At 65.0% G+C, this 25,689-nt stretch carries 22 protein-coding genes; 15 read left to right on the top strand and 7 right to left on the bottom strand.

Annotated features, from left to right (window positions below; all coding sequences use genetic code 11):
- The first annotated feature begins 227 nt into the window (after positions 1-227).
- From OGL93_RS14325 to gloA, 8 genes are all read left to right on the top strand, one after another.
- Positions 228-1,511, top strand: coding sequence for a sugar ABC transporter substrate-binding protein (locus OGL93_RS14325; protein WP_263263489.1), 1,284 nt, complete (start codon positions 228-230; stop codon positions 1,509-1,511).
- 82 nt (positions 1,512-1,593) lie between these two features.
- Positions 1,594-2,493: a sugar ABC transporter permease gene (locus OGL93_RS14320; protein WP_263263487.1), complete on the top strand. Its 900-nt coding sequence runs from the start codon at positions 1,594-1,596 to the stop codon at positions 2,491-2,493.
- Between the two features lie 10 nt (positions 2,494-2,503).
- The gene (locus OGL93_RS14315) at positions 2,504-3,337 is read left to right on the top strand and encodes a carbohydrate ABC transporter permease (RefSeq protein ID WP_263263392.1); all 834 of its coding nucleotides are present in this window, start codon (positions 2,504-2,506) and stop codon (positions 3,335-3,337) included.
- Between the two features lie 63 nt (positions 3,338-3,400).
- Positions 3,401-4,504, top strand: a complete 1,104-nt coding sequence (gene ugpC / locus OGL93_RS14310) for a sn-glycerol-3-phosphate ABC transporter ATP-binding protein UgpC (protein ID WP_263263391.1) — start codon at positions 3,401-3,403, stop codon at positions 4,502-4,504.
- Between the two features lie 15 nt (positions 4,505-4,519).
- A complete protein-coding gene (locus OGL93_RS14305; protein ID WP_263263390.1) occupies positions 4,520-6,022 on the top strand; it encodes a mannitol dehydrogenase family protein in 1,503 nt (500 codons plus the stop codon).
- Between the two features lie 10 nt (positions 6,023-6,032).
- A complete protein-coding gene (gene xylB, locus OGL93_RS14300; RefSeq protein WP_263263389.1) occupies positions 6,033-7,502 on the top strand; it encodes a xylulokinase in 1,470 nt (489 codons plus the stop codon).
- A 204-nt stretch (positions 7,503-7,706) separates the two neighbouring features.
- A complete protein-coding gene (locus OGL93_RS14295; protein WP_263263388.1) occupies positions 7,707-8,072 on the top strand; it encodes a histone-like nucleoid-structuring protein, MvaT/MvaU family in 366 nt (121 codons plus the stop codon).
- A gap of 316 nt (positions 8,073-8,388) precedes the next feature.
- Complete coding sequence (gene gloA / locus OGL93_RS14290) at positions 8,389-8,919, top strand: lactoylglutathione lyase (RefSeq protein ID WP_263263386.1); 531 nt, start codon at positions 8,389-8,391, stop codon at positions 8,917-8,919.
- A gap of 70 nt (positions 8,920-8,989) precedes the next feature.
- Here the strand turns inward: gloA and OGL93_RS14285 are convergent, their stop codons facing one another.
- The 4 genes from OGL93_RS14285 to OGL93_RS14270 form a co-directional block, all read right to left on the bottom strand.
- A complete protein-coding gene (locus tag OGL93_RS14285; RefSeq protein ID WP_263263385.1) occupies positions 8,990-11,341 on the bottom strand; it encodes a DNA polymerase II in 2,352 nt (783 codons plus the stop codon).
- Positions 11,342-11,439: 98 nt separating this feature from the next.
- A complete protein-coding gene (locus tag OGL93_RS14280; protein WP_263263384.1) occupies positions 11,440-11,691 on the bottom strand; it encodes a metallothionein in 252 nt (83 codons plus the stop codon).
- Positions 11,692-11,860: 169 nt separating this feature from the next.
- Positions 11,861-12,076 carry a hypothetical protein gene (locus OGL93_RS14275; protein ID WP_263263383.1) on the bottom strand — a complete coding sequence of 72 codons (216 nt, stop codon included), beginning with the start codon at positions 12,074-12,076 and terminating at the stop codon, positions 11,861-11,863.
- A 129-nt stretch (positions 12,077-12,205) separates the two neighbouring features.
- Positions 12,206-13,837: a methyl-accepting chemotaxis protein gene (locus OGL93_RS14270; RefSeq protein WP_263263382.1), complete on the bottom strand. Its 1,632-nt coding sequence runs from the start codon at positions 13,835-13,837 to the stop codon at positions 12,206-12,208.
- Positions 13,838-14,008: 171 nt separating this feature from the next.
- Between OGL93_RS14270 and OGL93_RS14265 the strand changes: the two genes are divergently transcribed.
- Entirely contained in the window at positions 14,009-14,527 is a 519-nt protein-coding gene (locus OGL93_RS14265) for a Rho termination factor N-terminal domain-containing protein (RefSeq protein ID WP_263263381.1), read from the top strand.
- Positions 14,528-14,538: 11 nt separating this feature from the next.
- On the opposite strand, the gene OGL93_RS14260 is transcribed toward OGL93_RS14265, so the two are convergent.
- Positions 14,539-14,859 carry an RcnB family protein gene (locus OGL93_RS14260; protein ID WP_263263380.1) on the bottom strand — a complete coding sequence of 107 codons (321 nt, stop codon included), beginning with the start codon at positions 14,857-14,859 and terminating at the stop codon, positions 14,539-14,541.
- Between the two features lie 224 nt (positions 14,860-15,083).
- Between OGL93_RS14260 and OGL93_RS14255 the strand changes: the two genes are divergently transcribed.
- Positions 15,084-17,021: a PAS domain-containing sensor histidine kinase gene (locus OGL93_RS14255; protein WP_263263379.1), complete on the top strand. Its 1,938-nt coding sequence runs from the start codon at positions 15,084-15,086 to the stop codon at positions 17,019-17,021.
- 125 nt (positions 17,022-17,146) lie between these two features.
- On the opposite strand, the gene OGL93_RS14250 is transcribed toward OGL93_RS14255, so the two are convergent.
- Positions 17,147-18,331, bottom strand: a complete 1,185-nt coding sequence (locus OGL93_RS14250; RefSeq protein ID WP_263263377.1) for an HlyD family secretion protein — start codon at positions 18,329-18,331, stop codon at positions 17,147-17,149.
- Positions 18,328-19,977 carry an MFS transporter gene (locus tag OGL93_RS14245; RefSeq protein WP_263263375.1) on the bottom strand — a complete coding sequence of 550 codons (1,650 nt, stop codon included), beginning with the start codon at positions 19,975-19,977 and terminating at the stop codon, positions 18,328-18,330. Before OGL93_RS14245 ends, OGL93_RS14250 begins: the two co-directional genes overlap by 4 nt.
- 255 nt (positions 19,978-20,232) lie before the next feature.
- On the opposite strand from OGL93_RS14245, the gene OGL93_RS14240 reads away from it, so the two are divergent.
- The 5 genes from OGL93_RS14240 (at position 20,233) to OGL93_RS14220 (ending at position 25,602) form a co-directional block, all read left to right on the top strand.
- Complete coding sequence (locus OGL93_RS14240; RefSeq protein WP_263263374.1) at positions 20,233-21,462, top strand: 3-methyl-2-oxobutanoate dehydrogenase (2-methylpropanoyl-transferring) subunit alpha; 1,230 nt, start codon at positions 20,233-20,235, stop codon at positions 21,460-21,462.
- Between the two features lie 4 nt (positions 21,463-21,466).
- Entirely contained in the window at positions 21,467-22,528 is a 1,062-nt protein-coding gene (locus OGL93_RS14235) for an alpha-ketoacid dehydrogenase subunit beta (RefSeq protein WP_263263372.1), read from the top strand.
- A complete protein-coding gene (locus OGL93_RS14230; RefSeq protein WP_263263370.1) occupies positions 22,528-23,778 on the top strand; it encodes a dihydrolipoamide acetyltransferase family protein in 1,251 nt (416 codons plus the stop codon). Before OGL93_RS14235 ends, OGL93_RS14230 begins: the two co-directional genes overlap by 1 nt.
- Positions 23,779-23,787: 9 nt before the next feature.
- On the top strand, positions 23,788-25,152 hold the full coding sequence (gene lpdA / locus OGL93_RS14225; RefSeq protein WP_263263369.1) for a dihydrolipoyl dehydrogenase: 1,365 nt from the start codon (positions 23,788-23,790) through the stop codon (positions 25,150-25,152).
- A 174-nt stretch (positions 25,153-25,326) separates the two neighbouring features.
- Complete coding sequence (locus OGL93_RS14220; protein ID WP_263263368.1) at positions 25,327-25,602, top strand: DUF2790 domain-containing protein; 276 nt, start codon at positions 25,327-25,329, stop codon at positions 25,600-25,602.
- Positions 25,603-25,689 lie beyond the last annotated feature (87 nt).

Below are 25,689 nucleotides of genomic sequence, written 5' to 3'. Positions count from 1 at the left end.
CTGACGCCGCCTGCTAGCCGGTGGTGCTTAACCAAATCTGCTCTGCGCATCGCTGCAAAAAAGTATCAGTCACCGTGCGCGTCCGGCGTTGTTTATTGGCGCTGGCGGGCGTGTAATTCAAACAGGCACACGCCCCGCTTCCTTGCGGACTAAAAAGAACAATAACCGGCCCGGGCATTTGCCCTGGCCAGAAGGAGAGCACGATGCGAACTTTGGCACCCGCCTCTATGGCCATCTTGGGTCTCGCACTGGCCGCCCCGGCCATGGCCGCAGACACCACGTTAACCATTGCCACCGTCAATAACAGCGATATGGTCCGCATGCAGCGGCTGTCGAAAACCTTCGAAGAGCAACACGCCGATATCCATCTCAACTGGGTGGTGCTGGAAGAGAATGTGCTGCGCCAGCGCCTCACCACGGACATCGCCACCCAGGGCGGCCAGTTCGACGTGCTGACCATCGGCATGTACGAAGCCTCACTCTGGGGCGCGAAGAACTGGCTGGCGCCCATGAAGGACCTGCCCGCCGATTACCGGCTCGACGACGTGTTCCCCTCGGTGCGCGAAGGCCTCTCGGTCAACGGCACGCTCTATGCCCTGCCCTTCTATGCCGAAAGCTCCATCACCTACTACCGCACCGACCTGTTCAAGGCCGCGGGCCTGACCATGCCGGATAAGCCGACCTGGGACCAGATCGGCGAGTTCGCCAGCAAGCTGACCGACAAGAGCAAAGACCAGTACGGCCTGTGCTTGCGCGGCAAGCCGGGCTGGGGCGAGAACATGGCGCTGATCACCACCCTGGCCAACGGTTACGGCGGCACCTGGTTCAACGGCAAGTGGGAACCGCAGTTCACCAGCGACGCTTGGAAAGGCGCGCTCAACTTCTACGTGGACAACATGAAGAAGTCGGGCCCGCCCGGCGCTTCGAGCAACGGCTTCAACGAGAACCTGGCGCTGTTCAACAGTGGCAAGTGCGCCATCTGGGTCGACGCCAGCGTGGCCGGCTCCTTCGTCACCGACAAATCCCAGAGCAAGGTCGCCGACAGCGTGGGCTTTACCTTCGCCCCGCACCAGAGCACCGAAAAAGGCACGTCCTGGCTGTACTCCTGGGCGTTGGCGATCCCGGCCAGCTCCAAGAAGCAGGACGCCGCGCGCGTCTTCGCCACCTGGGCCACCTCCGAGGCGTACGCCAAGCTGGTCGCCGAGAAGGACGGCATTGCCAATGTGCCGCCTGGCACCCGCGCTTCCACCTACAGCGACGCCTATATGAAAGCGGCGCCGTTTGCCAAGGTCACGCTGGACTCGCTGAAAGTCGCCGACCCGGCTGCCTCGGCGGACAAGCCTTACGTGGGCATCCAGTTGGTGACCATTCCGGAGTTCCAGGCCATTGGCACCGCCGTGGGGAAAATCTTCTCCGGTGCGCTCACCGGGCAGATGAGCGTCGACCAGGCCCTGGCCGCCGCGCAATCGAGCACCGAGCGCGACATGAAACGCGCGGGCTATCCCAAGTAACACCGCCTTCCGCGGGGGCCATCCGTGCCCCCGCGGCTTTGCCAGGTACGCAATCATGACTGCATCCACGATCAAAGCCGGGATGGCGAGCACTCGCCAGCCGCGCCGGCAGCTGTTCCGCAATCCAGGCTGGTTCCTGGTCAGCCCTTCGGTCCTCCTTTTGCTGCTTTGGATGATCGTACCGCTGGCGATGACCCTGTACTTTTCGCTGATCCGCTACAACCTCCTGTATCCGGGCGACAACGCGTTCGTGGGGCTGGAGAACTTCAGCTTCTTCCTCACTGACAGCGGCTTCCTGCCAGGTGCCTGGAACACCGTGCTGCTGGTGGGCAGCGTGTTGCTGATCAGCGTGGTCGGCGGCGTGCTCATCGCTGCCCTGCTCGAAGCCAGCGAGTTCTTCGGCCGGGGCGTGGTGCGGGTGATGCTGATCTCGCCGTTCTTCATCATGCCCACGGTGGGCGCTTTGGTGTTCAAGAACCTGATCTTCCACCCGGTGTCCGGCATTCTCGCCGCGATGTGGAAACTGTTTGGCGCCCAGCCGGTGGATTGGCTGGCGAACTACCCGCTGCTGTCGATCATCATCATCGTCGCCTGGCAATGGCTGCCCTTCGCGATTCTCATCCTGATGACCGCCATGCAGTCGCTCGATCAGGAACAGAAAGAAGCCGCGCGGCTCGACGGTGCAGGCCCCCTGGCGATCTTCTGGCACCTGACGCTGCCGCACCTGGCGCGGCCTGTGGCCGTGGTAGTGATGATCGAGACGATTTTCCTGTTGTCGGTGTTCGCCGAAATCTTTACCACCACCAACGGTGGCCCGGGCTTCGCCTCCACCAACCTCGCCTACCTGATCTACAACCAGGCACTGGTGCAATTCGACGTGGGCATGGCCTCCGCTGGCGGCTTGATCGCCGTGGTCATCGCCAACATCGCTGCCATCGTGCTGGTGCGCATGATCGGCAAAAACCTGACCGACAAGGCCTGAGGTGAACCCTATGCTGACTTTAAAACAGGGGCGCCGGCTGCAGAGCGCGGCGCTGGGCACGCTGTCCTGGTTGATCGCCCTGGTGGTGTTCTTTCCGATCTTCTGGATGGTGCTCACCAGCTTCAAGAGCGAAATCGACGCCTTCGCCACACCGCCGCAGTTCATCTTCACCCCAACCCTAGAGAACTACCTGCATATCCAGGAGCGCAGCGACTACTTCCATTTCGCCTGGAACTCAGTGGCGATCTCCTTCAGCGCAACCCTGCTGTGCATGCTGATCGCCGTGCCCGCGGCCTATTCCATGGCCTTCTACGAAACCAAGCGGACCAAACGCACCCTGCTGTGGATGCTCTCCACCAAGATGCTGCCGCCGGTAGGGGTGCTGATGCCCATCTACCTGCTGGCCAAGGGTGCCGGGCTGCTGGATACCCGCCTGGGGCTGATCATCATCTACACCCTGATCAACCTGCCGATCGTGGTGTGGATGGTGTACACCTACTTCAAGGACATCCCCCGGGACATCCTCGAGGCCGCGCGCCTGGACGGCGCCACCCTGCTGCAGGAAATGCTACGGGTGCTGCTACCGATCAGCAAAGGGGGCCTGGCCTCCACCGTGCTGCTGTCGCTGATCCTGTGCTGGAACGAAGCCTTCTGGTCGCTCAACCTGACCAGCTCCCAGGCTGCACCGCTGACTGCGCTGATCGCCTCGTACTCCAGCCCTGAAGGCCTGTTCTGGGCCAAGCTGTCCGCCGTTTCCACACTCGCCTGCGCGCCCATCCTGATTTTCGGCTGGATCAGCCAGAAGCAACTGGTGCGTGGTTTGTCGTTCGGCGCGGTGAAATGACTCGCGCTCAACGCCCCACGGCCCGCCGCTGGCTCTGCCAGCCTCGCTAACAAGGAGCTCCACATGGCTACGCTAAAAGTGCGCAATCTGAAAAAAGGCTTCGAAGATCTGCAGATCATCAAAGGCATCGATCTGGACGTCCGCGACCGCGAATTCGTAGTGTTCGTTGGCCCGTCCGGCTGTGGCAAGTCCACGCTGCTGCGGTTGATCGCCGGGCTCGAAGACGTGAGCAGTGGCGTGATCGAACTCGATGGCCGCGACATCACCGAAGTAGCCCCGGCCAAGCGCGACCTGGCCATGGTGTTCCAGACCTACGCGCTGTACCCGCACATGACCGTGCGCAAGAACCTCTCTTTCGCCCTGGACCTCGCCGGCCAGGACAAACAGCAGGTGGACCGCAAGGTCACCGAGGCCGCGCGCATCCTTGAACTCGGCGCGCTGCTCGACCGCAAGCCCAAGCAGCTCTCGGGGGGCCAGCGCCAGCGCGTGGCGATTGGCCGGGCGATCGTGCGCAACCCGAAGATTTTCCTCTTCGACGAGCCGCTATCCAACCTGGACGCCGCCCTGCGGGTGCAGATGCGCCTGGAGCTGTCGCGCCTGCACAAGGAGCTGCAGGCCACCATGATCTACGTGACTCACGACCAGGTCGAGGCGATGACCCTGGCCGACAAGGTAGTGGTGCTCAATGCCGGCCGCGTGGAGCAGGTCGGCTCGCCACTGGAGCTGTACCACCACCCGGCCAATCTGTTCGTCGCGGGCTTCCTGGGTACGCCGAAGATGGGCTTCCTGCGGGGCCGGGTCGATCAGGTCCACGCCCAGGGCTGCGAGGTGCTGCTCGATGCCGGCACGCGCATTGCCCTGCCGAGGGTCAGCGCCACGCTCGCCGAGGGTGACGCGGTAACCGTGGGCATCCGCCCCGAGCACCTGGAGCTGGCCCAGCCAGGCCAGTGCCAACTGAGCGTGGTGGCGGATGTGAGTGAACGCCTGGGCAGCGATACCTATTGCCACGTGAACACCGACTCCAACGAGCCCCTGACGCTGCGTATCCGCGGCGACCTCGCCAGCCAGTATGGGCAGCGGCTGAACCTGCACCTCAATGCCGACTACTGCCACCTGTTCGACGCCAACGGCCTGGCCGTGGCGAACCCTTTGCGCGCGGCCGCCTGACGTTCGGAGCCTGTTATGACTACCACCCCCTTGTTGCTCAGCCTCGAAACCCTCGACGACCTGCCCGACGCGGTCAAACGGCCGTCCTATCGGCCGGAACTGCTCGTTCAGGGCATCGTGCACATTGGCGTGGGCGGCTTCCACCGCGCCCACCAGGCGTTCTATACCGATGCGCTGATGAACCAGGGCAAGGCATTGGATTGGGCCATCTGCGGTGCCGGCTTGCGCAGCGAAGACCGCAAGGCGCGGGATGACCTGGCCGAGCAGGAATTTTTCTTCACCCTGTTCGAGCTGGGCGATACCCCAGATACCCAGGTGCGAGTGATCGGCTCGCTGCGCGACATGCTGCTGGCCGAAGACGGCCCTGAAGCGCTGATCGCGCGCCTGAGCGAGCCGAACATCCGCATCGTGTCGCTGACCATTACCGAGGGCGGCTATTGCATCGACGACAGCAACGGCCAGTTCATGGCGCATCTGCCGCTGGTTCAGCATGACCTGGCCAACCCCCGCGAGCCCAGGACCGTGTTCGGCTTCCTTTGCGCGGCCCTGCAACGGCGCCGCGAGGCGGGCATCCGGCCGTTCACGGTGATGAGCTGCGATAACCTGCCGCACAACGGCCAGGTAGCGCGCAAGGCCCTGCTGGCCTTCGCCAACCTGGCCGGGGACGCCTATGGCGCAGGCTTGGCCCAATGGATAGACCAGCAGGTGAGTTTTCCTAATGCCATGGTCGATCGCATCACCCCCATGACCAGCGCCGCCCACCGGGAGCAATTGCTGCACCGCCATGGCATTGACGATGCCTGGCCGGTGGTGTGCGAGCCCTTCGTGCAGTGGGTGCTGGAGGATAACTTCTGCGACGGCCGCCCGGCCTGGGAAGACGTCGGGGTGCAGTTCACCCAAGACGTAACCCCCTACGAAGAGATGAAGATCAAGCTGCTCAATGGCAGCCACCTGGCGCTGACCTACCTGGGCTTCTTGCGCGGGTACCGCTTCGTCCACGAGACCATGAACGACCCCCTGTTCGTTCAATACATCCGCGACTACATGAACCTGGACGTTACCCCGCAGCTGGCGCCGGTGCCCGGCATCGACCTGAGTGACTACAAGGACACCCTGATCGAACGGTTTTCCAACCAGGCCATCGCCGACCAGCTTGAACGGGTGTGCTCGGACGGCTCGTCGAAGTTTCCGAAATTCACCGTGCCGACCATCAACGAGCTGATCCGCAGTGGTGGCGACCTGCGCCGCGCGGCCTTGGTCGTCGCAGCCTGGGCTTTGTACCTGCGCGGCGTGGATGAAGCGGGAACCCAGTACCGGATCCCCGACCCGCGGGCGGAGTTTTGCCAGGCCCTGGTGGCCGAAGACCAAGGCTTGGCCCAGCGGCTGCTGGGCGTGGAGGAAATCTTCGGCTTGCAGATTCCGGCTTCCGCCGCCTTCGTGGAGGCGTTCGAGCAACAGCTGCAACAGCTGCGCACCTATGGCGTGGAAGGCGCGTTGCGGGCCTTGGTGACCCTGTGAGGAGCAAGCGATGTTCCTAGGAATCGATTGCGGCACCCAAGGCACCAAGGCGCTGGTGCTCGACAGCGAGCGTGGCAAGGTGCTAGGCCGTGGCGCCGCCGAACACAGCATGATCAGCGGCGCGGATGGCCGACGCGAGCAGGAACCGGCGCAGTGGGTGGATGCTCTGGTTCACGCCTGCCACGCCGCCCTGGCAGACGCCGGTATCGACGGCCAGGCGATCCGTGGCGTGGGGGTTTCCGGGCAGCAGCATGGGCTGGTGTTGCTCGACGCCCAAGGCCAGGTGTTGCGCCCGGCCAAGCTGTGGTGCGATACGGAAACCACCGCCGAGAACGAGCGGCTGCTGGGGGAGCTCGGCGGCAGCCGCGGTTCCCTCGAGCGCCTGGGCCTCGCCATCGCCCCGGGGTACACGGTGTCCAAGCTGCTGTGGACGCGCGAGCGGTTCCCGGAGCTGTTCGAGCGCATCCACAGCGTGCTGCTGCCCCACGACTATTTGAATTTCTGGCTCACCGGGCAGCGCTGCAGTGAGTACGGTGACGCGTCCGGCACCGGCTATTTCGATGTGCGCCAGCGCCAATGGGACCTGGCGCTGCTCGACCGCATCGATCCCAGCGGCCGCCTGCGCACTGCCCTGCCGACGCTGGTGCAGGCTGACCAGCCTATCGGCACTCTGCGCCCGCAGGCCGCGGCGCAACTGGGCATCAACCCCCAGGCGCTGGTCGCCAGCGGCGGCGGCGACAACATGATGGCGGCCATCGGCACCGGCAATATCCAGCCCGGGCTGTTCACCATGAGCCTGGGATCATCGGGTACCGTCTACGGCTACACCGACACGCCCGTGGTGTGCGAGGAGCCGGCCGTGGCGACCTTCTGCTCGTCTTCGGGCGGCTGGCTGCCGCTGATCTGCACCATGAACCTGACCAACGTGACCAGCGCCGTGCGCTCGCTGTTCGAACTGGACCTGGCCGCCTTCAATCGTTGCGTTGCCGAATCGCCCATCGGCGCCGAGGGCGTGTTGATGCTGCCGTTCCTCAACGGTGAGCGGGTGCCCGCCCTGCCCCACGCCAGCGGCACGCTGCTGGGCCTCACCACCACCAACCTGACCCAGGCCAACCTCTGCCGCGCGGCCGTGGAAGGCACCACCTTCGGGCTGCGCTATGGCCTGGACCTGCTGCGTGGCGCCGGCATGCACAGCGCGGCCATCCGTCTGGTGGGCGGCGGCGCCAAGAGCCCGGTATGGCGGCAGCTGGTGGCCGACGTCATGGCCACGCCGGTGGTGTGCACCACCGAAGCCGAAGCCGCCGCCCTTGGCGCGGCCATTCAGGCCGCCTGGTGTGCCCCTGGAGAGCAAAGCCTGCAAGCCCTGTGCGCGCGCTGCGTGCAACTGGACCCCAGCACCCGCTGCGAGCCCGACCCCACGAGCGTCGAGGCGTATCACGCGGTGTACGGCCGGTACCGCGAGCAGATTCTCGCGCTTTAGGGTTCGCCCACTCCTACAACACCCCACAGCAGTGGTGTTGTAGGAATGGCCGTAGCCCGCGAACCGCTTTCGGCTTTACCTACACGTAACATGTATTAGGGCCGCAACTAGCTGGCCAAGTTAAACCTTCTCCATAATATTTACTTAACTCAGGTCAGGCTCTATGCTGCGATTAATGAATTCATTAGCCGGAGCCGCAAACCCATGTCCAGACTCGCTGAATTCCGTGCCGCCGAGAAAGCCTTGCAAGAACAACTCGCTCAACTTGAGGTAATGAAAAACGACGCTGGCCTCAAGCGTGAAATCGAGTTCGAACAAAAACTGCTCGAACTGATGAAGCACTACGACAAAAGCCTGCGCGACATTATCGCGTTGGTCGACCCGGCTAAGTCCTCCACACCACGCGCGCCCGCACCGGCGCCTAAAACTCGTAGGGCACGCGTAGTCAAGGTGTATGAAAACCCGCACTCCGGCGAACTTATCGAAACCAAGGGCGGCAACCACCGTGGCCTGCGCGCCTGGAAAGACCAATACGGCGCCGATACTGTAGAAAATTGGGTACGCCGCTGAACGGCAACAGGCTTCACGCTTTTTTCACAAGCAAACGCGCAGGATCAAGGTCGCTGAAGGAACAGCGCCCCATATGCCCGCTTCGGCGGGCTTCTTCTTTTTTGTCGGCCACGAAACACTCCGCCGGCGTTGGGCTCCCCCCATCCTTATAGCCGCCAGCTGCCGCCGCCCCCCGTTTGCCATCCCATCGCGTTCCAACTTATGGCTTGCCACTGCCTGCTTGAAGCACGCTGCAGGCTGCCGTTTTTAGAGTTGACTCGGCCCCGCCCGCGCCGCAAGCTATTTCGTTTTATTTCAGCACTCCTCAGGAACCCTCATGAGCCTAAGAGAACTTGACACCGTTGCCGGTGTAACCGCGCAGCCCGACAGCGCCACGGCCGGCTATGTATTCAACCACACCATGCTGCGGGTAAAAGACATCAGCCGTTCGCTGGACTTCTACACCCGGGTACTGGGTTTTAGCCTGGTTGAAAAACGCGATTTCCCGGATGCACAGTTCAGCCTTTACTTCCTCGCCCTGGTGGACCGCAACAGCATTCCGCAAGCCGCCGCCGAGCGTAACCGCTGGATGAAATCAATCCCCGGCGTACTTGAACTGACACACAACTACGGCACCGAAAATGACGCAGGCTTTGCCTACCACAACGGCAATAGCGATCCGCGTGGGTTTGGCCATATCTGTGTTGCGGTGCCCGATATCCACGCGGCCTGCGAGCGCTTCGAACAACTTGGCGTCACATTCCAGAAGCGCTTGAGCGATGGCCGGATGAAGAGCCTGGCGTTTATCAAAGACCCGGACGACTACTGGGTGGAAATCATTCAGCCAACGCCCTTGGCCGACGAGTAACGTTCACCAGGCCTGTACGAACTGTAGGGGGCACTCGGCGATGCGTGTTCCAAACCCTTTCATACAGGGCCTAGAACAATCCCATCTGGCCGCCCACCAGTTCGCTGAAGTCCTCGTTCACGAACGGCAGTATGGCTTCTGCCACCGGCTGTAACTGGCGGCTTACATAGTGGTCGTAGTCGAGCGGCGCCCGTCGCGCCTCCAGCGGCTCCGGCCCTTGGGTGGTCATCACGTAGCTGATCCAGCCACCACGCTGGTATTGCTCGGGCCGGCCCTGGGCCAGGTTGAAGGCATCGGCCAGGCGCGCGGCGCGCACATGGGGCGGGACATTGCGGGTGTATTCGGCCAGCGGCCGGCGCAGGCGCTTACGGTACACCAGCAGTGAATCCAGCTCTCCGGCGCGGGTACTGCGCACGTAATCGCGCACATAATCGCGGTGGGGCTGCCCGGTGAATATCCGCCGGTAAAGCGCCTGCTGAAACTCCCGGGCCAGCGGCGACCAATCGGTGCGCACGGTTTCCAACCCCTTGAACACCATCCTCTGGCTGCCGTCGGCGTGCTCCACCAGGCCGGCGTAGCGTTTCTTGCTGCCCTCCTCGCTGCCGCGAATGGTTGGCATCAAAAAGCGCTTGAAGTGGGTTTCGAACTGCAGCTCCAGGGCGCTGGCCAGCCCTAGGGTCTCGGCCAGGTGCGCTCGCCACCAGCGGTTGACCTCTTCCACCAGCGCAGCGCCGATGGCACTGGCCTGGGCCTCACTATGCCCAGCCTTCAGCCACACGAACGTCGAATCGGTGTCGCCATAGATCACCGTATACCCCTGGGCTTCGATCAGGGTGCGGGTCTGGCGCATGATCTGCTGCCCGCGCAGGGTGATCGACGAGGCCAGGCGCGGATCGAAGAACCGGCAACCAGGAGAGCCCAGCACGCCGTAGAAGGCATTCATGATGATTTTCAGCGCCTGCGCCAAGGGCGTGTTGTGCTCACGCTTGGCCAGCTCGCGCCCTTCCCACACCCGCTCCACGATCGCCGGCAGCGCGTGGCAGGTTCGCGAAAAGCGCGCGCCGCGAAAGCCTTCCAGCGCGGCCTCCGGGGCTGCCAGGCCTTCCACCAGCCCGACCGGGTCGATCAGAAAGGTGCGGATGATCGAGGGGTACAGGCTCTTGTAATCGAGCACCAGCACCGATTCGTAAAGCCCTGGCCGCGAATCCATCACAAAGCCGCCAGGGCTTGCCTCGGGCAGGCGTTCACCGCGGTTGGGCGCCACCCGGCCGAGACGGTGCATGGCGGGCAGGTAAAGGTGGTCGAAGGCCGCGACCGAGCCTGCGCTGCGATCGGCCGGCAGGCCAGTCACCCGGGCTCGCTCGATGAGAAAGTCGAGCAGCCGGGTATGCGCGAAGATCCGCGTGACCAGCTCACAGTCGCGCAGGTTGTAGTGCGCCAGGGCGGGTTTGTCTTCGGCGAACATCCGCTCGATGGCGTCCACCCGTTGGTAAGGGTCGTCGATGGCTTTGCCTTCGCCGAGCAGGGCCTGCGCCACGTCCTCCAGGCGAAACGACTCGAAGCTCCAGAACGCCGAGCGCAGGCCCTCGATCCCGTCGATGATCAGCCGGCCGGCGGCGGAGGCGAAGAAATGCGCGCGCTGCGAGTGCTCTCGCCAGCCCAGGGGCTCACCGCCACGGCCGAGCAGCAATGGCACCGACAGCCGGCGGCTGTGCTCTTGCAGCACGCGCAGATCGAACTGCACCAGGTTCCAGCCGATGATTGCGTCCGGATTGTGCTCGGCGAACCAGGCATTGAGGCGATGCAGCAGGCTGCTTGCGTCCGCCAGGTACACCAGGGAGAAATCGACCGTCGCCTGGGCGGCTGGAGCCGGCCCGATCATCAGCACCAGGCGTTGGCCACAGCCTTCCAGGCCGATACAGAACAGGTTGCCGTTGCGGTCGGTCTCGATGTCCAGGGATACCAACCGCAGGTTGGGCCGGTAAGCCGATACGGGGCGCACGTCGCCGCTCCAGCCCGCCTCGCGTGAGCCCTGGGCGGTAAAGGCGACCGGCGCGGTGATGAAGCGCTCCATAAGGTAACGGTCGGGCGGCCGGACGTCGGCTTCGTAGACATCGACGCCACCGTGGCGCAGGCGTTGCGCCAGGTCCAGCAACTGCCGGTACTGGCCGCAGTAAAGGCCCATCACCGGGCGCTGGCGAAAGTCCTTCAGCGCCAGGTCGCGCAGGCTGACGCCGACCTCGCCCGCCAACAGCTGTTCGGCGCGGGCACGTTGGGCCTGGGGCACGAAGGCAACCGGCTGCTGGGCCGGCAGGCGAAGGTATAGGGGCCCATCGTCCGTGGCCAACCACAGCCCCACCTCGGTGCCTTGTGGCGTGTCCGCCCAGTGGCGAGTGAGTATGAAACCGTGGCGTTGCAGCAACCCTTGATCCTCGAAGGCGGGGCGCCGATTCTACTCCGCCCGCCGCCTGGCCGACAGCTTGGCCTTCGGCTCAGGGCCCAGTACTCAAGGCTCGATACTCACGGCGAGATGGGATCGCTCGCGGGGAAGGTTTCGTCCACTGCATTGTCGACCTTGTCGTGGCCTTTGCCCTCTTCCCGGGTTTTTACCCCGGTAGTGCCGCATCCGCAGCCCTCCATGGCGCAGGGCTGGCTATCGAGGTGGTCTACCGAGCAAGGCACGCAGCAGTACCACTGCCCTTTGACTTCCACGCCTTCAGTGTGCGCGCTCGAGCATTGGCAGCCGGAGCAGTTGCAGGTTCTATCAGCCATGTGGCCTCCAGGCGGTTATGCGAACAGACGGTGCGGAGCGTGCTTCGCAAACCACAGGCGCCGCGAACCGGTCTAACCATTAAGAAGGCCGCCCGCGGCGGTAAGTTTCCAAAACCGTAAAAAGACGACGCCCCCGTGAGGGGGCGTCGCCTGGGAACACAACCCGCGATCAATAACGCTGATACTGCGAGCCGAACTCTCGGCGGTTCTCGGCGACCACGACCGGCTTGCTTGCGATAGCGGGCTGCGCCTGGCTGACCACAGCGTGGCTGCTGTTGGCGCTGGCGACTGCGGTTTGGGCTGCAGGCGCAGCCTTGGGCACGGCGTAAGCGCTAAGGCTGGTGACGGTGGACAGGGCGATGGCGAGGGCGAGTGCGCGTTTCATGGTCAATCTCCTTTCAGGGGTGGGTAACGGGGTGTGGAGCTGAGGTTACCCACCCCCGCCGCGCCGGGGAAAATCAACGCAGGCATAGTGATCATCACTGCGCCTGATGGCTGGCGATACGGCTGCTGGTCAAACGGTGAATTGCCGCACCTGCCGTTCGAGCGCCTGTGCCAACTGTTCGATGCGCCCGGCGCTACGTGAAGCGCCGGCAATGCCCTGGTTGGCGTTTTGCGCCATCTGCGCGATACGTTCCACATTGCGCGCGACGTCCTGGCTGGCGGCGGACTGCTGTTGCAGCGCCACGGAAATCTGGTCGACCGCAGCGATGATCCGCCCCGAACCGCCGCGGATGTGATCGATAGCCTGGTTGGCCGTCTGCGCCAGCCGCAGGCCATCGTTGACCTGCTCCACCCCTACTTGCATCTTGTTCACCGCCTCATGGGCGCTGCTCTGGATCTTCTGGATCATGTCGCCGATCTCCTGGGTGGACTTGCCCGTGCGCTGGGCCAGCAACCTCACCTCATCAGCCACCACGGCGAAGCCACGGCCCTGCTCGCCGGCGCGCGCCGCCTCGATCGCGGCATTGAGCGCCAGCAGGTTGGTCTGCTCGGAAATGGCGGTGATGACATTGACGATGGAGGTGATCTGCTCGATCTGCCGGCCAAGCTCGGCCACCTGGTCGGCCGACATCTGCACGGTGCCGGCGATCTGCCCCATGCTTTGTAGCGTTTGCTGGATAACCGCCCCGCCCTCGTTGGACTGCTGCCCGGAATCGGCGGAAATGTCCCGCGCTTCATTGGCGCTGCTGGCCACGTGGCTGATGCTGACCGTCAGTTGCTCGACCGTGGCCGCCATGCTCGAAGCGGACTGCGATTGCTCCTGGGCGGCGCTGGACAGGTCAGTGGAGGTCGAGGCGATTTCCCGCGCGGCGGCGGCCAGGCTTGCGCTACCTGTGAGAATCTCCCGGATCATCTCGCGCAGGCGGTTCTGCATGGTGCCAAAGGCCGCGTACAGCTGGCCGATTTCGTCGTTGCCGTGGTCGGTGATCGACTGATCCAGCCGCCCGGCGGCAATCCCCTCGGCCACCCCGATGGCACCCTTGATGCGCCGGCGGATGGAACCCGACAGGCTGATCGCGACCAGTAACGCCAGCAGGGCGGCGGCAATGCCCCCGATGACCAGGCTGCTCAGCGCGAAGTTCTCGGCGCCCTTGAGGGCGTCGCTGCGCATGCCCAGCAGCCGCTCTTCATCCCCGCGCACGTCGGCCAGCAACTTGCGCATGGCGTCCATGCGGGTTTTATCCTGACGGGCGACGATCCGGTCGGTGAGCGCGCTCAGCGGCTGGGTGCCGGCATTGACCGCGCGGCGCAGCGCCAGGGTGCCTTCGATGTCTTGGCTCAGCCAGGTCTGTTGCAGAGCACGCAGGTCGTCCAGGCGCTTTTGCTGAGTGGGGTTATCGCTGGTCAGCTGCTTCATCTCGTTCCAGGCTCGGTCGAATGCCTGCCGGCCGAGGTTCAGTGGTTCAAGGAAGTCATCCTGGCCGCTCAGGGCGAAGCCACGCATGCCGGTTTCGGTGTTGATCAACCCTTCCAGCGCCTGGTTGGAGGTATCCATCACCTTGTAGGTATGAATCGTCCAGTTGACGCTGTCGTCCACCTGGCCGAACCCGTGCCGGGCCACCACGACCAGCCCGATGATGATGAGGATGATCAGGCCAAAGCCGGCGCTGAGTTTCTGTGTGATCGAGAAGTTCGACAGCATGGAGGGCCCTCGACAGAATGAGCCCCGAGAATCAGGGCGTGACACGTTCACTGTAGCCTGCGCCGCGGACCACACCACTCGTTGGCTGCCGGTCAGGCTTCACCCGTCACCGGGCTGGAACGCCAGGCCATCGTTCGGGGTCGGTCAAGTAAGCGCTACAGGAGGACGGAGATGGCGACACGTGCGAAGAAGGACGACCCAAAGCTCTGGGAACGGGTAAAGCAAGAGGTGACGGCTCACGACAAGGGCGGGCGCCCCGGCCAGTGGTCCGCCCGCAAGGCTCAGCTCGCCAGCCATGAATACCAGAAGCGTGGCGGCGGCTACATCGGTGCAAAGACCGCCGACAACCACCTGCAACAATGGACCCAGCAAGCCTGGGGAACCGAATCTGGCAAGCCGTCGGCGCAAACCGGCGAACGCTACCTGCCGGAGCAGGCCCGCCATGCCCTGACCGAGAAAGAGTACCGGCGCAGCAGCGCGAAAAAGCGCGCCGACACCCGGCAGGGCAAACAATATTCCGCGCAGCCGGCGGCCATCGCAGCCAAGGCTGCCAAGGCCCGTCACACAGGGCTGGAAGGACAGACCAAGCCAGCCCTGCTGGCGTTGGCTCGCCAGCTCGGGATCAAAGGGCGAAGCCGCATGCGCAAGCAGCAGCTATTGAGCGCGTTGCAGGATCAGGGGATGCGCTGAGCGCGCCCCGGTTACTTCTTGCTGCCGTGGATCTCTTTGATCACGCCGTTCTCGCGGTTGATCATCACGTATTTGCCGCTGATCTCCACCCACTGGGCATTGTCATCCGGCGCTTGCAGGCCTTTGCTTTTCCAATCCTTGATCGCGGTGTCGTCGCGCGTGTAAGGGTCGGGCGCCTTGTCGCCGTGGGTATAGCAGCGCCCATGGCCAAGGAAGTCGGTCCATACCGCATCCGGTTTGCAGTCGCTCTTTTTTTCGTCGGTGGCATTGGCCAGCAAAGGCGCAAGGCACAGGAAACCGGCCAGCATTACCGCAGATGTTTGTACGCGCATCGTTCACCTCATCTCACGCGGGCGACCGGCCCGCTGTCCGAGGGCTCGTTTCGCAGCCGAGCCCCTCAGCCTATGGAAGCCGTGGCGGGCTGAAAGTTTCTTTTTGCATGCGCCGCGGCACCCGGCAGCGGTTGCCGCATACGCGCTGTGCGCGCCGCTATCCGCAGCAGGGCGTGTACCGCTAGAATCGCTGCCCCGCCCTGCCGTTACCGAGTGAAACCGCGATGCCCACCACTGCCCGTATTGATCTGAGCGACGAGGGCAGCCGGTATCGGCTATTGATCGATGCCGTGACCGACTACGCGATCTACATGCTTGGGCCCACAGGCGAAGTAACCAGCTGGAACACCGGCGCGCGGCGCTTCAAGGGCTACGAAGAAGCTGAAATCCTCGGCCAGCATTTTTCAACGTTCTATACCGACGAAGATCGCGCCGCCGGCCTGCCCGCGCGCGCCCTGGCGCTTGCCGCCAGCGAGGGGCGGTTCGAGAACGAAGGCTGGCGGGTACGCAAGGACGGTACGCGGTTCTGGTGCCACGTGGTGATCGACCCCATCCTCGCGCCCGATGGCGAACTGCTGGGCTTTGCCAAGGTGACCCGCGACCTCACGGAGCGGCGTATCGCCGAGCAGGAATTGCGCCGTTCCGAAGAGCAGTTCCGCCTGCTGGTGCAGGGCGTGGTCGACTACGCCATCTACATGCTCGACCCCACCGGCCATATCACCAACTGGAACGCAGGCGCCCAGCGGATCAAGGGCTACCTACCGGACGAAGTGATCGGCAGGCACTTTTCGATGTTCTATCCCGGGCCAGAGCGAGAGCGTGGCGATCCGGAGCGTGGGCTGCGCACCGCGCTGGCCGAGGGCCGGTTCGAAAACCAGGGTTGGCGAGTGCGCAAGGATGGCACCCACTTCTGGGCCAGCGTGGTGATAGACCCCATCCGCAACGACGCCGGCGAGCTGGTCGGCTTTGCCAAGGTGACCCGCGACATCACCGAAGCGAGAGAGAAAGAGCTGGCGTTGGAGCAAGCGCGCGAAGCGCTGTTCCAGTCGCAGAAAATGGAATCGCTGGGGCAGCTCACTGGGGGTATCGCCCATGACTTCAACAACCTGCTGATGGTGGTGCTGGGTAGCCTGGAGATCGTGCGCAAGCGCCTGCCGACCGACCCGCGCATCACCCCACTGCTGGACAACGCCATCCAGGGCGCCCAGCGTGGCGCCTCGCTTACCCGGCGCATGCTGGCGTTCGCGCGGCGGCAACAGTTGACCCTGGAGCTGATAGACGTCAGCTCGCTGATTCGCGGCATGTCCGAGTTGCTGCAAAGCTCTCTGGGGCCGCGCATTCATATCGAAACGCGGTTCGCGCTGTTCCTGCGGCCGGTGATGGCCGATGTGAACCAGCTGGAGCTGGCCGTGCTCAACCTGGCGGTCAACGCCCGGGACGCCATGCCCGAGGGCGGCACCCTGACTATCGAGGCCCGTGAGCATGAGCTGGGCGCCAACGCCTATGGCCTCAACCCCGGCAGCTACATCTGCCTGTCGCTGCGCGACACCGGCGAGGGCATGGACGCCGTCACCCTGGCCAGGGCGACCGAACCCTTCTTCACCACCAAGGGCATTGGCAAGGGTACCGGCCTCGGGCTGTCGATGGTCCATGGCCTGGCCGAACAGACCGGCGGCAAGTTCGTGTTGCGCAGCAGCCGCCCTGGCGGCACCACCGCGGCGCTGTGGTTACCGGTGGCCCTCAATGACGGCACCGGGCTCATCCCGCCCCGCCAGGGCAACACACCGGGCGAGCACGGCGCGCAGTCGATCCTGGTGGTGGACGACGATCCACTGATCCTGCTCAGCACCGTGGCCATGCTCGAAGACTTGGGCTACCACGTGGTGGCGGCGTCATCCGCCGAGCAAGCCATTGCGCTGTTACGCGAGCCGGCGCAGATCGACGCCTTGGTGTGCGGCAACCTGGCGCCAGGGATGTCCGGCATGCAGCTGATTGCCCGCGCCAAGGCGCTACAGCCGGCACTGGCACCGCTGCTGATCAGCGGTTTCGGCAAGGGTAATCAGGCTGAGCCGTCAGCCGTGGCCCGGCTGGGCAAACCCTTCGATCAGGCCGTGCTGGCACAGGCGCTGAGCCGGCTATGGCAAGCCGGCGAAGCGGGCTAGAGACGGGGCATCCCTCAGCAACCGCACGAACCTAAGGCGGCCAGGTTCCCAGGCTTGCCCAGCTCCGGCACAGCCCTGTGGGGCCGGGCACAGCCTGCGAAGCTGCGCACGCCGTGGTGCCGGGTTCACCGGCTGGCGCCAGCGCCTACAGGTTGCGCCCCTACCGCGCGATCCTCCTCGGGCTGGAAATCGGTATCGATGCTCACCACCACCGACATGCCAGGGCGCAGCCGGCGGGCATTGGGTTGGTCGGGATCGACGACGATACGGACAGGGATCCGCTGGGCGATCTTGACGAAGTTGCCCGTGGCGTTATCGGCCTGCAGCAGGCTGAACTCCGAGCCGGCCGCCGGCGAAATTTCCTGAACCCGGCCCTTGAGGCGCGCATGGTTGAGAGCGTCGACGGTGAAAGTCGCCGGCTGCCCCACACGCACCTGGGCCATCTGGGTTTCTTTGTAGTTGGCGATCACCCAGAGCGTGGCGGGGACCAACGCCATCAACTGCGCGCCAGAATTGACCCAGGCGCCCAGGCGGACACCCACCTGGCCCAGTTGCCCGTCGCGCGGGGCCACTACCCGGGTATTGGCAAGGTCAATGCGAGCAAGCTCCACCGCCGCCTGCGCATTGCTGACCGCCGCTTCCAGCGAAGCCTTATTGACCTCCACGCTGCGCAGATCCTCCTCGGCGATGCGCACCGCCGCGTTGGCCTGGGCCAGGCCGGCGTTGGCCGAAGCCGCCGCCGCGCGGCTCACGTCCAGTTCGCTCTGGGAGATCGAACCATCGGTCACCAGCGCCAGGCCGCGGCGCAGGTCCGCCTCGGCCTTGCGCTTTTGCGCGTCGCTGCTGCCGATAGCCGCCTTGCGCTGCTCCAGGGTGGCCTGGGCGCTGCGCTTCTGCTGGCGATTGTTGGCCAGCGAGGCGCGCTGTGAGGCCAGGTTCGCCTCCGCCTGGGCCAGGCGCTGGCGATAGATGCGGTCGTCCAGGCGCACCAGCAGGTCACCTGCCTTGACGAACTGGAAGTCCTGCACCGGCACCTCGAACACATAGCCGCTAAGCTGCGGGCTGATGATCGTGACCTGGCCACGCACCAAGGCATTTTCGGTGCTCTCGATGGCGCTGGCGAAGGGCGGCAGCTGCCAGGCGTACAACACCAGCAACACGCCGAACAGGGCCAGCCCGCCGAATATCAGCGCGGAAAAGAAGCGTGCCCGCCCTGATCGCGGCTCGACCACCGTTTCCGCGGGTGGCGCCTGCCCTTCGGGCGTGGCGGCGATGGCGTTGGTGGTGGTGGTTTGGGTAGGTTCAGTCATGAAGGCTTGCCGGGGGGTTGAGCGGTGCTGGCCTGGGCGGCGCGGGCGGAGCTGGCGAGCCAGAGCACGCGAACGGTCATCCAGATCAGGGTGAGGATGGCGATGATCGCGATCAGCATGAAAACGTCGTTATAGGCCATCACGTTAGCCTCGCGAGTGGCCGCATTGGCCAGGGCGCGTATGCCCTGGGTGCTGCGCGCCTGGGTGTCGGCGATCGCCTGGCCATAGGCCGCCGCACCGCTCTGCAAGCGCGCTGCCACCCGGGGGTCGGTGACTTGCAGCCCTTCGACGATCACGCTGGAGTGGAATTTCTCCCGCACCACCTGCCAGGTGCCTAGCAGCGCGGCGCCGAGCAAGCCGCCGAGGTTCTGCGCGATCCCGAACATCACCGAGAAGCTCACCATGTTGCGCGGGTTGGCGATCACATTGCGTGTGCCCAGCACCATGGTCGGGCCGAGGAAGAACGTGCTGCCGAAGGCCAGGAGGAACTGGCTGACATACAGCTGCGCGGGCCGCGTGACGTTGCTCGAAAAGCTGTCCATCAGTGCCCCTACCGCCATCATGCCGACCGAAATCAGCAGCGGCCGGAACAAGTGATCGGGGTGGATGGTCAGGGCGCTGATGGCGAGGCCGGCAACGCTACCGATGAGCATCACCGCATAAAGGCTGAACAGTTGCTCGCTGCCCATGTTCAGGTATTGCATGAAACCCACGGCGCCGGTGGACTGCTCCGAGCTGACCATGCGGATCAGCACCACCGCCAGCCCCAGCCGCAGGATCGGCCCGCTGCCAAGCCAGCGGGTCATCAGCAGAGGGTTGCGCCTGTTGTGCTCGATGCACAGCCCGGCCAGGATCAGCACGATGGCCGCGGCCAGGGCGATGCCGATCCAGCGCGCCTCCAGCCACCAGTCGATACGGCCCAGCGAGAGCACCGCCACCAGCAGGCCGACCCCTGGCGCGAGCAGGCTGAAGGTCAGGAAGTCCAGCGGCTCGAAGGTCTTGAAACGGTCCCCGGGCGGCAGCTTCAGCCACAGCACGCAGCCAAGCGCACAGATCGCCAGGCCCAGTTCGAACAGGTAAAGCCCGCGCCATTCGGCAATCTGCAAGAGGTCTTCGGACACCAGGCGGGCCAACGGCAATGCCAACTGGGCCGTGCCCAGGCCGAGCACCAGTGCCTTGAGCCGCCACCTGGCCGGCAGCGCCTGGATCATGTAATACAGCCCAAGCGAGCTGAGGGCGGCGCCCACCATGCCATGGGCCGCGCGCACCGCAATGGCCGAACCCAGGTCATTGACGAACAGGTGCGCCAAGGTCACGAGCACGTACAACCCCAGGAAGACTTCGGTGAACGCGCGCAGGCCGAACTGCTGGCGGAATTTGACCAGCAGCAGGTTCATGGTGACGTTGGTCATCACGTAGGCCGCGGGCAGCCAGGCGATCTCGGCGCTGGTCACGCCCAGCGCCCCCTGCAGGTACACCAGGTTGGCGGTCACCAGGGCATTGCCGAGGCCGCCGGTGATCCCTACCAGCACCCCAGTCAGGGCATAGGCCAGGCGCCGGGGCGTAGGGTGCAGGGGCGTCGAAGGCGAGCCCGGCATCGAGGGCCGCTCGTGCGGTTGCCATTCACGCGGTGCGTAGCGGTCCATACCCTGCCCTGAAGTGTCCTGTGGCTTAGTAGCAACTGGCCGGAAAAAGTTTCGAGCGAACCGGCGAGCGCACTGCGACTCCTCAGTCAGCAGGGTATTCATTCCTAATTTCGCCACCGCTGGAGAGAATTTCACCTGCCCTGGCCTGCGGCCGCCTTTTAAAAGAGAAAAATTCTCTGCCATGGCGGGCCTAAAATCCTTCTTGTGAATCTCCGGCAACTCCCCCAATAAACACAAGATCGAGGGTTGTGAGACGTGAACGACCAGCCGCTTCGCCTGCATGTGCCCGAGCCCTCGGGCCGTCCGGGCTGCAAGACCGATTTCAGCTACCTGCAACTGCTGCCTGCTGGCAGCGCCCGCAAGCCACCCGTGGACATCGACCCGCGCGACACGGCCGACCTGGCCGTGGGCTTGGTGCGGGTGCTCGACGACGATGGCCGCGCCGTTGGCCCCTGGGCTGAACCCATCGCGGTGGAAACCCTGCACCTGGGCCTGCGCACCATGGTCAAGACCCGGGTGTTCGACAGCCGCATGGTCACCGCCCAGCGCCAGAAGAAAATGAGCTTCTATATCCAGAGCCTCGGCGAGGAAGCCATCGGCTCCGCGCACGCATTGGCTTTGCGCGGCGATGACATGTGCTTTCCCACCTACCGCCAGCAGAGCATCTTGATGGCGCGCCAGGTACCGCTGTTCGAGATGATCTGCCAGCTGTTTTCCAACGAGCGCGACCCGCTCAAGGGCCGCCAGCTGCCGGTGATGTATTCCAACAAGGCGGCGGGGTTCTTCAGCATTTCCGGCAACCTGGCCACCCAGTTCGTGCAAGGTGTGGGCTGGGCCATGGCCTCGGCCATCCGCGGTGACACCCGCATCGCCTCGGCCTGGATCGGCGACGGTTCCACGGCCGAAGCGGACTTCCACACTGCACTGACCTTCGCCCACGTGTACCGCGCACCGGTCATCCTTAACGTGGTCAACAACCAGTGGGCCATCTCCAGCTTCCAGCACATCGCCGGCGGCGAGGCGACGACCTTCGCTGGCCGCGGCGTGGGCAGCGGGATCGCCTCCCTGCGGGTGGACGGCAATGATTTCCTGGCGGTGCACGCAGTGTCGCGCTGGGCGGCGGAACGCGCGCGCAGCAACTTGGGCCCCACCCTGATCGAGTGGGTGACCTACCGTGCCGGCCCTCATTCCACCTCGGACGACCCGTCCAAATACCGCCCCGCGGACGACTGGGCGAACTTCCCCCTGGGCGATCCTATCCAGCGCCTCAAGCAGCACCTGATCGCTATCGGCGAATGGTCCGAGGCTCAGCACGAGGCCCTGGTGGCCGAGCTGGAACAGGAAATCATCAGCGCCACCCGCGAGGCCGAGCGCCACGGCACCCTCGGCGGCAGCGCCTACGCCAGCGCCGCGACCATCTTCGAGGACGTGTACCACGACGTGCCCGCGCACTTGCACCGCCAACGCCAGCAAATGGGGATTTGACGCCATGAACAGCCCACAGCAAATCGACCATCCGCGCCTGGCCGAAGACACCCGCGCCATGACCATGGTGCAAGCGATCCGCTCGGCCCTGGACGTCATGCTCGAGCGCGACCCCACGGTGGTCACCTTCGGCCAGGACGTTGGCTACTTCGGTGGCGTGTTCCGCTGCACCGAGGGCCTGCAAGCCAAGTACGGCAAGACCCGAGTGTTCGACACGCCCATTTCCGAGAGCGGCATCGTCGGCGTTGCCGTAGGCATGGGCGCCTACGGCCTGCGCCCGGTAGCGGAGATTCAGTTCGCCGACTACGTGTACCCGGCCTATGACCAGATCACCTCGGAAGCGGCCCGCCTGCGCTTCCGCTCCGCGGGGGACTTCACCGCGCCGATCACCGTGCGCATGCCGTGCGGCGGCGGCATTTATGGCGGGCAGACCCACAGCCAGAGCCCGGAGGCGATCTTCACCCAGGTGTGCGGCCTGCGCACGGTGATGCCGTCCAACCCCTATGACGCCAAAGGCCTGCTGATCGCCGCGATCGAGTGCGACGACCCGGTGATCTTCCTCGAGCCCAAGCGGCTGTATAACGGCCCCTTCGATGGCCACCATGATCGCCCGGTCACGCCGTGGTCTGGCCACGCCGCCAGTGCGGTGCCAGAAGGCTATTACCGGGTGCCGCTGGACAGCGCCGCCATCGTGCGGCCCGGCAACGCGGTGACCGTGATCACCTACGGCACCACCGTTCACGTGGCCCTTGCCGCCGCCCATGACACCGGCGTGGACGCCGAAGTGATCGACCTGCGCAGCCTCTGGCCGCTGGACCTGGACACCCTGGTGGAGTCGGTGAAAAAGACCCGCCGCTGCGTGATCGTCCACGAAGCGACGCAAACCTGCGGCCTGGGCGCTGAGCTGCTGGCCTTAGTGCAGGAGCATTGCTTCTATTGGCTGGAGGCGCCGGTGGAGCGCGTCGCCGGGTGGGACACACCCTACCCCCATGCCCAGGAATGGGCTTACTTCCCCGGGCCGGAGCGCGTTGGCGCGGCCCTCAAGCGCGTGACGGAGGTACGTTGATGGGCCAGCATGTGATCAAGATGCCGGACATCGGCGAAGGCATCGCCCAGGTAGAACTGGTGGAGTGGTTCGTCAAGGTGGGCGATACCGTAACCGAGGACCAGGTGCTGGCCGACGTGATGACGGACAAGGCCACGGTGGAAATCCCCAGCCCGGTCAGCGGCCAGGTCATCGCCCTGGGCGCGAGCCCTGGGCAGACCATGGCCGTAGGCAGCGAACTGATTCGCCTCGAAGTCGAGGGCGCGGGGAACCTCAAGGAGGACCGCACCGCCCAGCCAGCGCCAACGCCGGCTGCCCCAGTGCCGGCGGCACCCGCGCCAAGCGTCGCCGCCGCGCCAACCGCACCGGCCGAGAACGCGACGAGCAGCGTGCCCGCCCCGGCGGCGGCCGGGGCACGGCCATTGGCCTCCCCCGCGGTACGCAAGCGCGCCTGGGACGCCGGGATCGACCTTGCCAAGCTCCAGGGCAGCGGCCCGGCCGGGCGTATCTTGCATGCCGACCTCGATCGCGGCCAGCCGGCGGCGCAAAGCGCGTTTGCCGGCGCCCAGGCTGACCGGGTGGAGCAGCTGCAGGTGATTGGCCTGCGCCGCAAGATTGCCGAGCGCATGCAGCAAGCCACCCAGCGGGCGGCGCATTTCAGCTATGTGGAAGAGATCGACGTCACCGCGCTCGAGGCCCTGCGCCAACAGCTCAACGCCAAGTGGGGCGAGGCACGCGGCCGGCTGACCCTGCTGCCGCTGCTGGTGCGGGCGCTGGTGGTTGCCCTGCGCGACTTCCCGCAACTCAACGCGCGCTATGACGACGAGCGCCAGGTGATCGAACGCCACAGCGCCGTTCACGTGGGCATCGCCACCCAGGGCGATCACGGCCTGCTGGTGCCGGTACTGCGCAACGCTCAAGGCGCCGACCTCTGGGCCAACGCGCGGGAGATCGCCCGTATCGCCGAAGCCGCGCGCCGTGGCAAGGCCGAGCGCGACATCCTCTCTGGCTCCACCATCACTCTGACCAGCCTCGGCGCCTTGGGGGGTATCGTTTCCACGCCGGTGCTCAACCTGCCGGAAGTCGCCATCGTTGGGGTGAACCGCATGGTCGAACGCGCCGTTGTGGTCGATGGGCAGATCGTGGTGCGCAAGATGATGAACCTGTCCAGCTCGTTCGATCACCGTGTGGTCGATGGCATGGACGCCGCCCGCTTCATCCAGGCCGTGCGCCTGCTGTTGGAGCAACCCGCCACCCTTTTCCTCGATTAAGGCCCCACCATGCAGACTCTGGAAACTCGACTTCTGGTACTGGGCGGCGGCCCTGGCGGCTACGTGGCCGCGATCCGCGCGGGGCAGCTGGGCATCCCCACGGTGCTGGTGGAAGCCAGCGCCTTGGGGGGCACCTGCCTGAACGTGGGCTGCATCCCGTCCAAGGCCCTGATCCATGTAGCAGAGCGCTTTCATCAACTGAGCGAACCCAACCCCTTCGGGATCAGCGCCACCGCACCCAAGCTGGACCTCCCCCAGGCCATCGGTTGGAAAAACACCCTGGTCGACCGCCTCACCAGCGGCGTAGCGGCGCTGCTGAAGAAACACAAGGTGCAGGTCATCCACGGCCAGGGGGAAATCCTCGACGGCAAGACCTTACAAGTAGGCGACACCCGCATCCACTGCCAGCACCTGGTATTGGCCACGGGTTCGCGCAGCGTGGCGTTGCCCGCCCTGCCCTTGGGCGGCGCGATCATCGACTCCACCGAGGCGCTGTCCCCAGGCGACCTGCCGGGGCACCTGGCGGTGGTCGGCGGCGGCTATATCGGCCTGGAGCTGGGCATCGCCTATCGCAAGCTCGGCGTGCAAGTGACAGTGATCGAAGCGCAGCCGCGCCTGCTGCCCGCCTACGACGCCGAGCTGACCAAGCCCGTGATCGAGCGGCTGAAGGCATTGGGCATCACCGCCCTGACCGGGCACACCGTCGAGGGCTTCGCCGCGCCTGGCGGCCAGTTGAGCGTTCGCGGCCCGGGCGGCGACAGCCTGGACCTGAACGTGGACCGCGTGCTGGTCGCGGTTGGCCGCACCCCGCACACCCAAGGGTATGGGCTGGAGCGGCTGAACCTGGCCATGGCCGGGCGAGCGGTGAAGGTCGACGGCTGCTGCCGCACCAGCATGACCGGGGTATGGGCGATCGGCGACGTGGCCGGCGAACCCATGCTGGCGCACCGCGCCATGGCCCAGGGCGAGATGGTTGCCGAAGTGATCGCCGGGCAGCACCGGGAGTTCGTCCCTGCGGCGATTCCGGCGGTGTGCTACACCGACCCGGAGATCGTCGTCGCCGGGCTGTCTCCCGAGCAGGCGGGGGCTGGCGCCCTGGTGGCGAGCTTCCCGTTCGCCGCCAACGGCCGCGCCATGACGCTCGATGCCCACGCGGGCTTCGTGCGGGTGGTCGCCCGCGCCGAGGACCATCTGATTCTCGGCTGGCAGGCGGTGGGGCCAGGTGTCTCGGAGCTGGCGACGGCCTTTGCGCAGTCGCTGGAGCTGGGCGCCCGCCTCGAAGACATCGCCGGTACGATCCACGCTCACCCCACCCTGGGCGAGGCCGTGCAGGAAGCGGCCATGCGAGCGCTGGGGCACGCGCTGCACATCTGAAACGGCACCGCTCGGCCCGCGCGTCACTGCTGCAAAGCGCGGGCTAGAGCGGTTTGACCCAACTATCAAAATAGATGATTCACTTCAGCACGGCGTTCAATTTCTCGAACACAGCGGTTGGCGGTTTACTGACCTCAACGAAAACCCAAACCGCAACCCCACGAGGAAATGATCATGAAAACCGCCTTCGCTATCGCCGCCCTGACCGCTGTATTCGCCACCGGTGCTTTTGCCCAGGATGGCGCCGACCGCAGCGTTGCCAGCAACCTGCCGGTGGAAACCTACCAGTACGGGATGAAGCTCGACGTTCAGAAAGTGATCTCTAAAACCGATGTCACCAGCAAGAGCGGTGTGGTACCCGTGACCATGGTGTACCAGGACAGCAAGGGCAACCTGCACAAGATCCAATACCTGCAAGAGGGTGGATACGACGACAACGCCAACGGCTAAGCTTGGCGGCAACACCCAAAGCCCCGGCCCAACCGGGGCTTTTGCTTTTTCACGCATCAACCCGTGTGCGGATCATTTGACGCAACT

The organism is Pseudomonas sp. RIT-PI-S (assembly GCF_025642975.1).
GTDB lineage: Bacteria > Pseudomonadota > Gammaproteobacteria > Pseudomonadales > Pseudomonadaceae > Aquipseudomonas.
The sequence above is the reverse complement of the archived record's forward strand: the minus strand, read 5'-3'. Positions and strand labels throughout refer to the sequence as shown.

Excerpts from the sequence above, each read along its gene's own strand:
- OGL93_RS14320 (WP_263263487.1), top strand. The coding sequence starts at position 1,594 with ATGGCGAGCACTCGCCAGCCGCGCCGGCAGCTGTTCCGCAATCCAGGC.
- gloA (WP_263263386.1), top strand. The coding sequence starts at position 8,389 with ATGAGCCTAAGAGAACTTGACACCGTTGCCGGTGTAACCGCGCAGCCC.
- OGL93_RS14325 (WP_263263489.1), top strand. The coding sequence starts at position 228 with ATGGCCATCTTGGGTCTCGCACTGGCCGCCCCGGCCATGGCCGCAGAC.
- OGL93_RS14230 (WP_263263370.1), top strand. The coding sequence starts at position 22,528 with ATGGGCCAGCATGTGATCAAGATGCCGGACATCGGCGAAGGCATCGCC.
- OGL93_RS14250 (WP_263263377.1), bottom strand. The coding sequence starts at position 18,331 with ATGACTGAACCTACCCAAACCACCACCACCAACGCCATCGCCGCCACG.
- OGL93_RS14245 (WP_263263375.1), bottom strand. The coding sequence starts at position 19,977 with ATGGACCGCTACGCACCGCGTGAATGGCAACCGCACGAGCGGCCCTCG.
- lpdA (WP_263263369.1), top strand. The coding sequence starts at position 23,788 with ATGCAGACTCTGGAAACTCGACTTCTGGTACTGGGCGGCGGCCCTGGC.
- OGL93_RS14280 (WP_263263384.1), bottom strand. The coding sequence starts at position 11,691 with ATGGCTGATAGAACCTGCAACTGCTCCGGCTGCCAATGCTCGAGCGCG.
- ugpC (WP_263263391.1), top strand. The coding sequence starts at position 3,401 with ATGGCTACGCTAAAAGTGCGCAATCTGAAAAAAGGCTTCGAAGATCTG.
- OGL93_RS14255 (WP_263263379.1), top strand. The coding sequence starts at position 15,084 with ATGCCCACCACTGCCCGTATTGATCTGAGCGACGAGGGCAGCCGGTAT.
- xylB (WP_263263389.1), top strand. The coding sequence starts at position 6,033 with ATGTTCCTAGGAATCGATTGCGGCACCCAAGGCACCAAGGCGCTGGTG.
- OGL93_RS14275 (WP_263263383.1), bottom strand. The coding sequence starts at position 12,076 with ATGAAACGCGCACTCGCCCTCGCCATCGCCCTGTCCACCGTCACCAGC.
- OGL93_RS14260 (WP_263263380.1), bottom strand. The coding sequence starts at position 14,859 with ATGCGCGTACAAACATCTGCGGTAATGCTGGCCGGTTTCCTGTGCCTT.
- OGL93_RS14305 (WP_263263390.1), top strand. The coding sequence starts at position 4,520 with ATGACTACCACCCCCTTGTTGCTCAGCCTCGAAACCCTCGACGACCTG.
- OGL93_RS14270 (WP_263263382.1), bottom strand. The coding sequence starts at position 13,837 with ATGCTGTCGAACTTCTCGATCACACAGAAACTCAGCGCCGGCTTTGGC.
- OGL93_RS14265 (WP_263263381.1), top strand. The coding sequence starts at position 14,009 with ATGGCGACACGTGCGAAGAAGGACGACCCAAAGCTCTGGGAACGGGTA.
- OGL93_RS14235 (WP_263263372.1), top strand. The coding sequence starts at position 21,467 with ATGAACAGCCCACAGCAAATCGACCATCCGCGCCTGGCCGAAGACACC.
- OGL93_RS14295 (WP_263263388.1), top strand. The coding sequence starts at position 7,707 with ATGTCCAGACTCGCTGAATTCCGTGCCGCCGAGAAAGCCTTGCAAGAA.
- OGL93_RS14220 (WP_263263368.1), top strand. The coding sequence starts at position 25,327 with ATGAAAACCGCCTTCGCTATCGCCGCCCTGACCGCTGTATTCGCCACC.
- OGL93_RS14315 (WP_263263392.1), top strand. The coding sequence starts at position 2,504 with ATGCTGACTTTAAAACAGGGGCGCCGGCTGCAGAGCGCGGCGCTGGGC.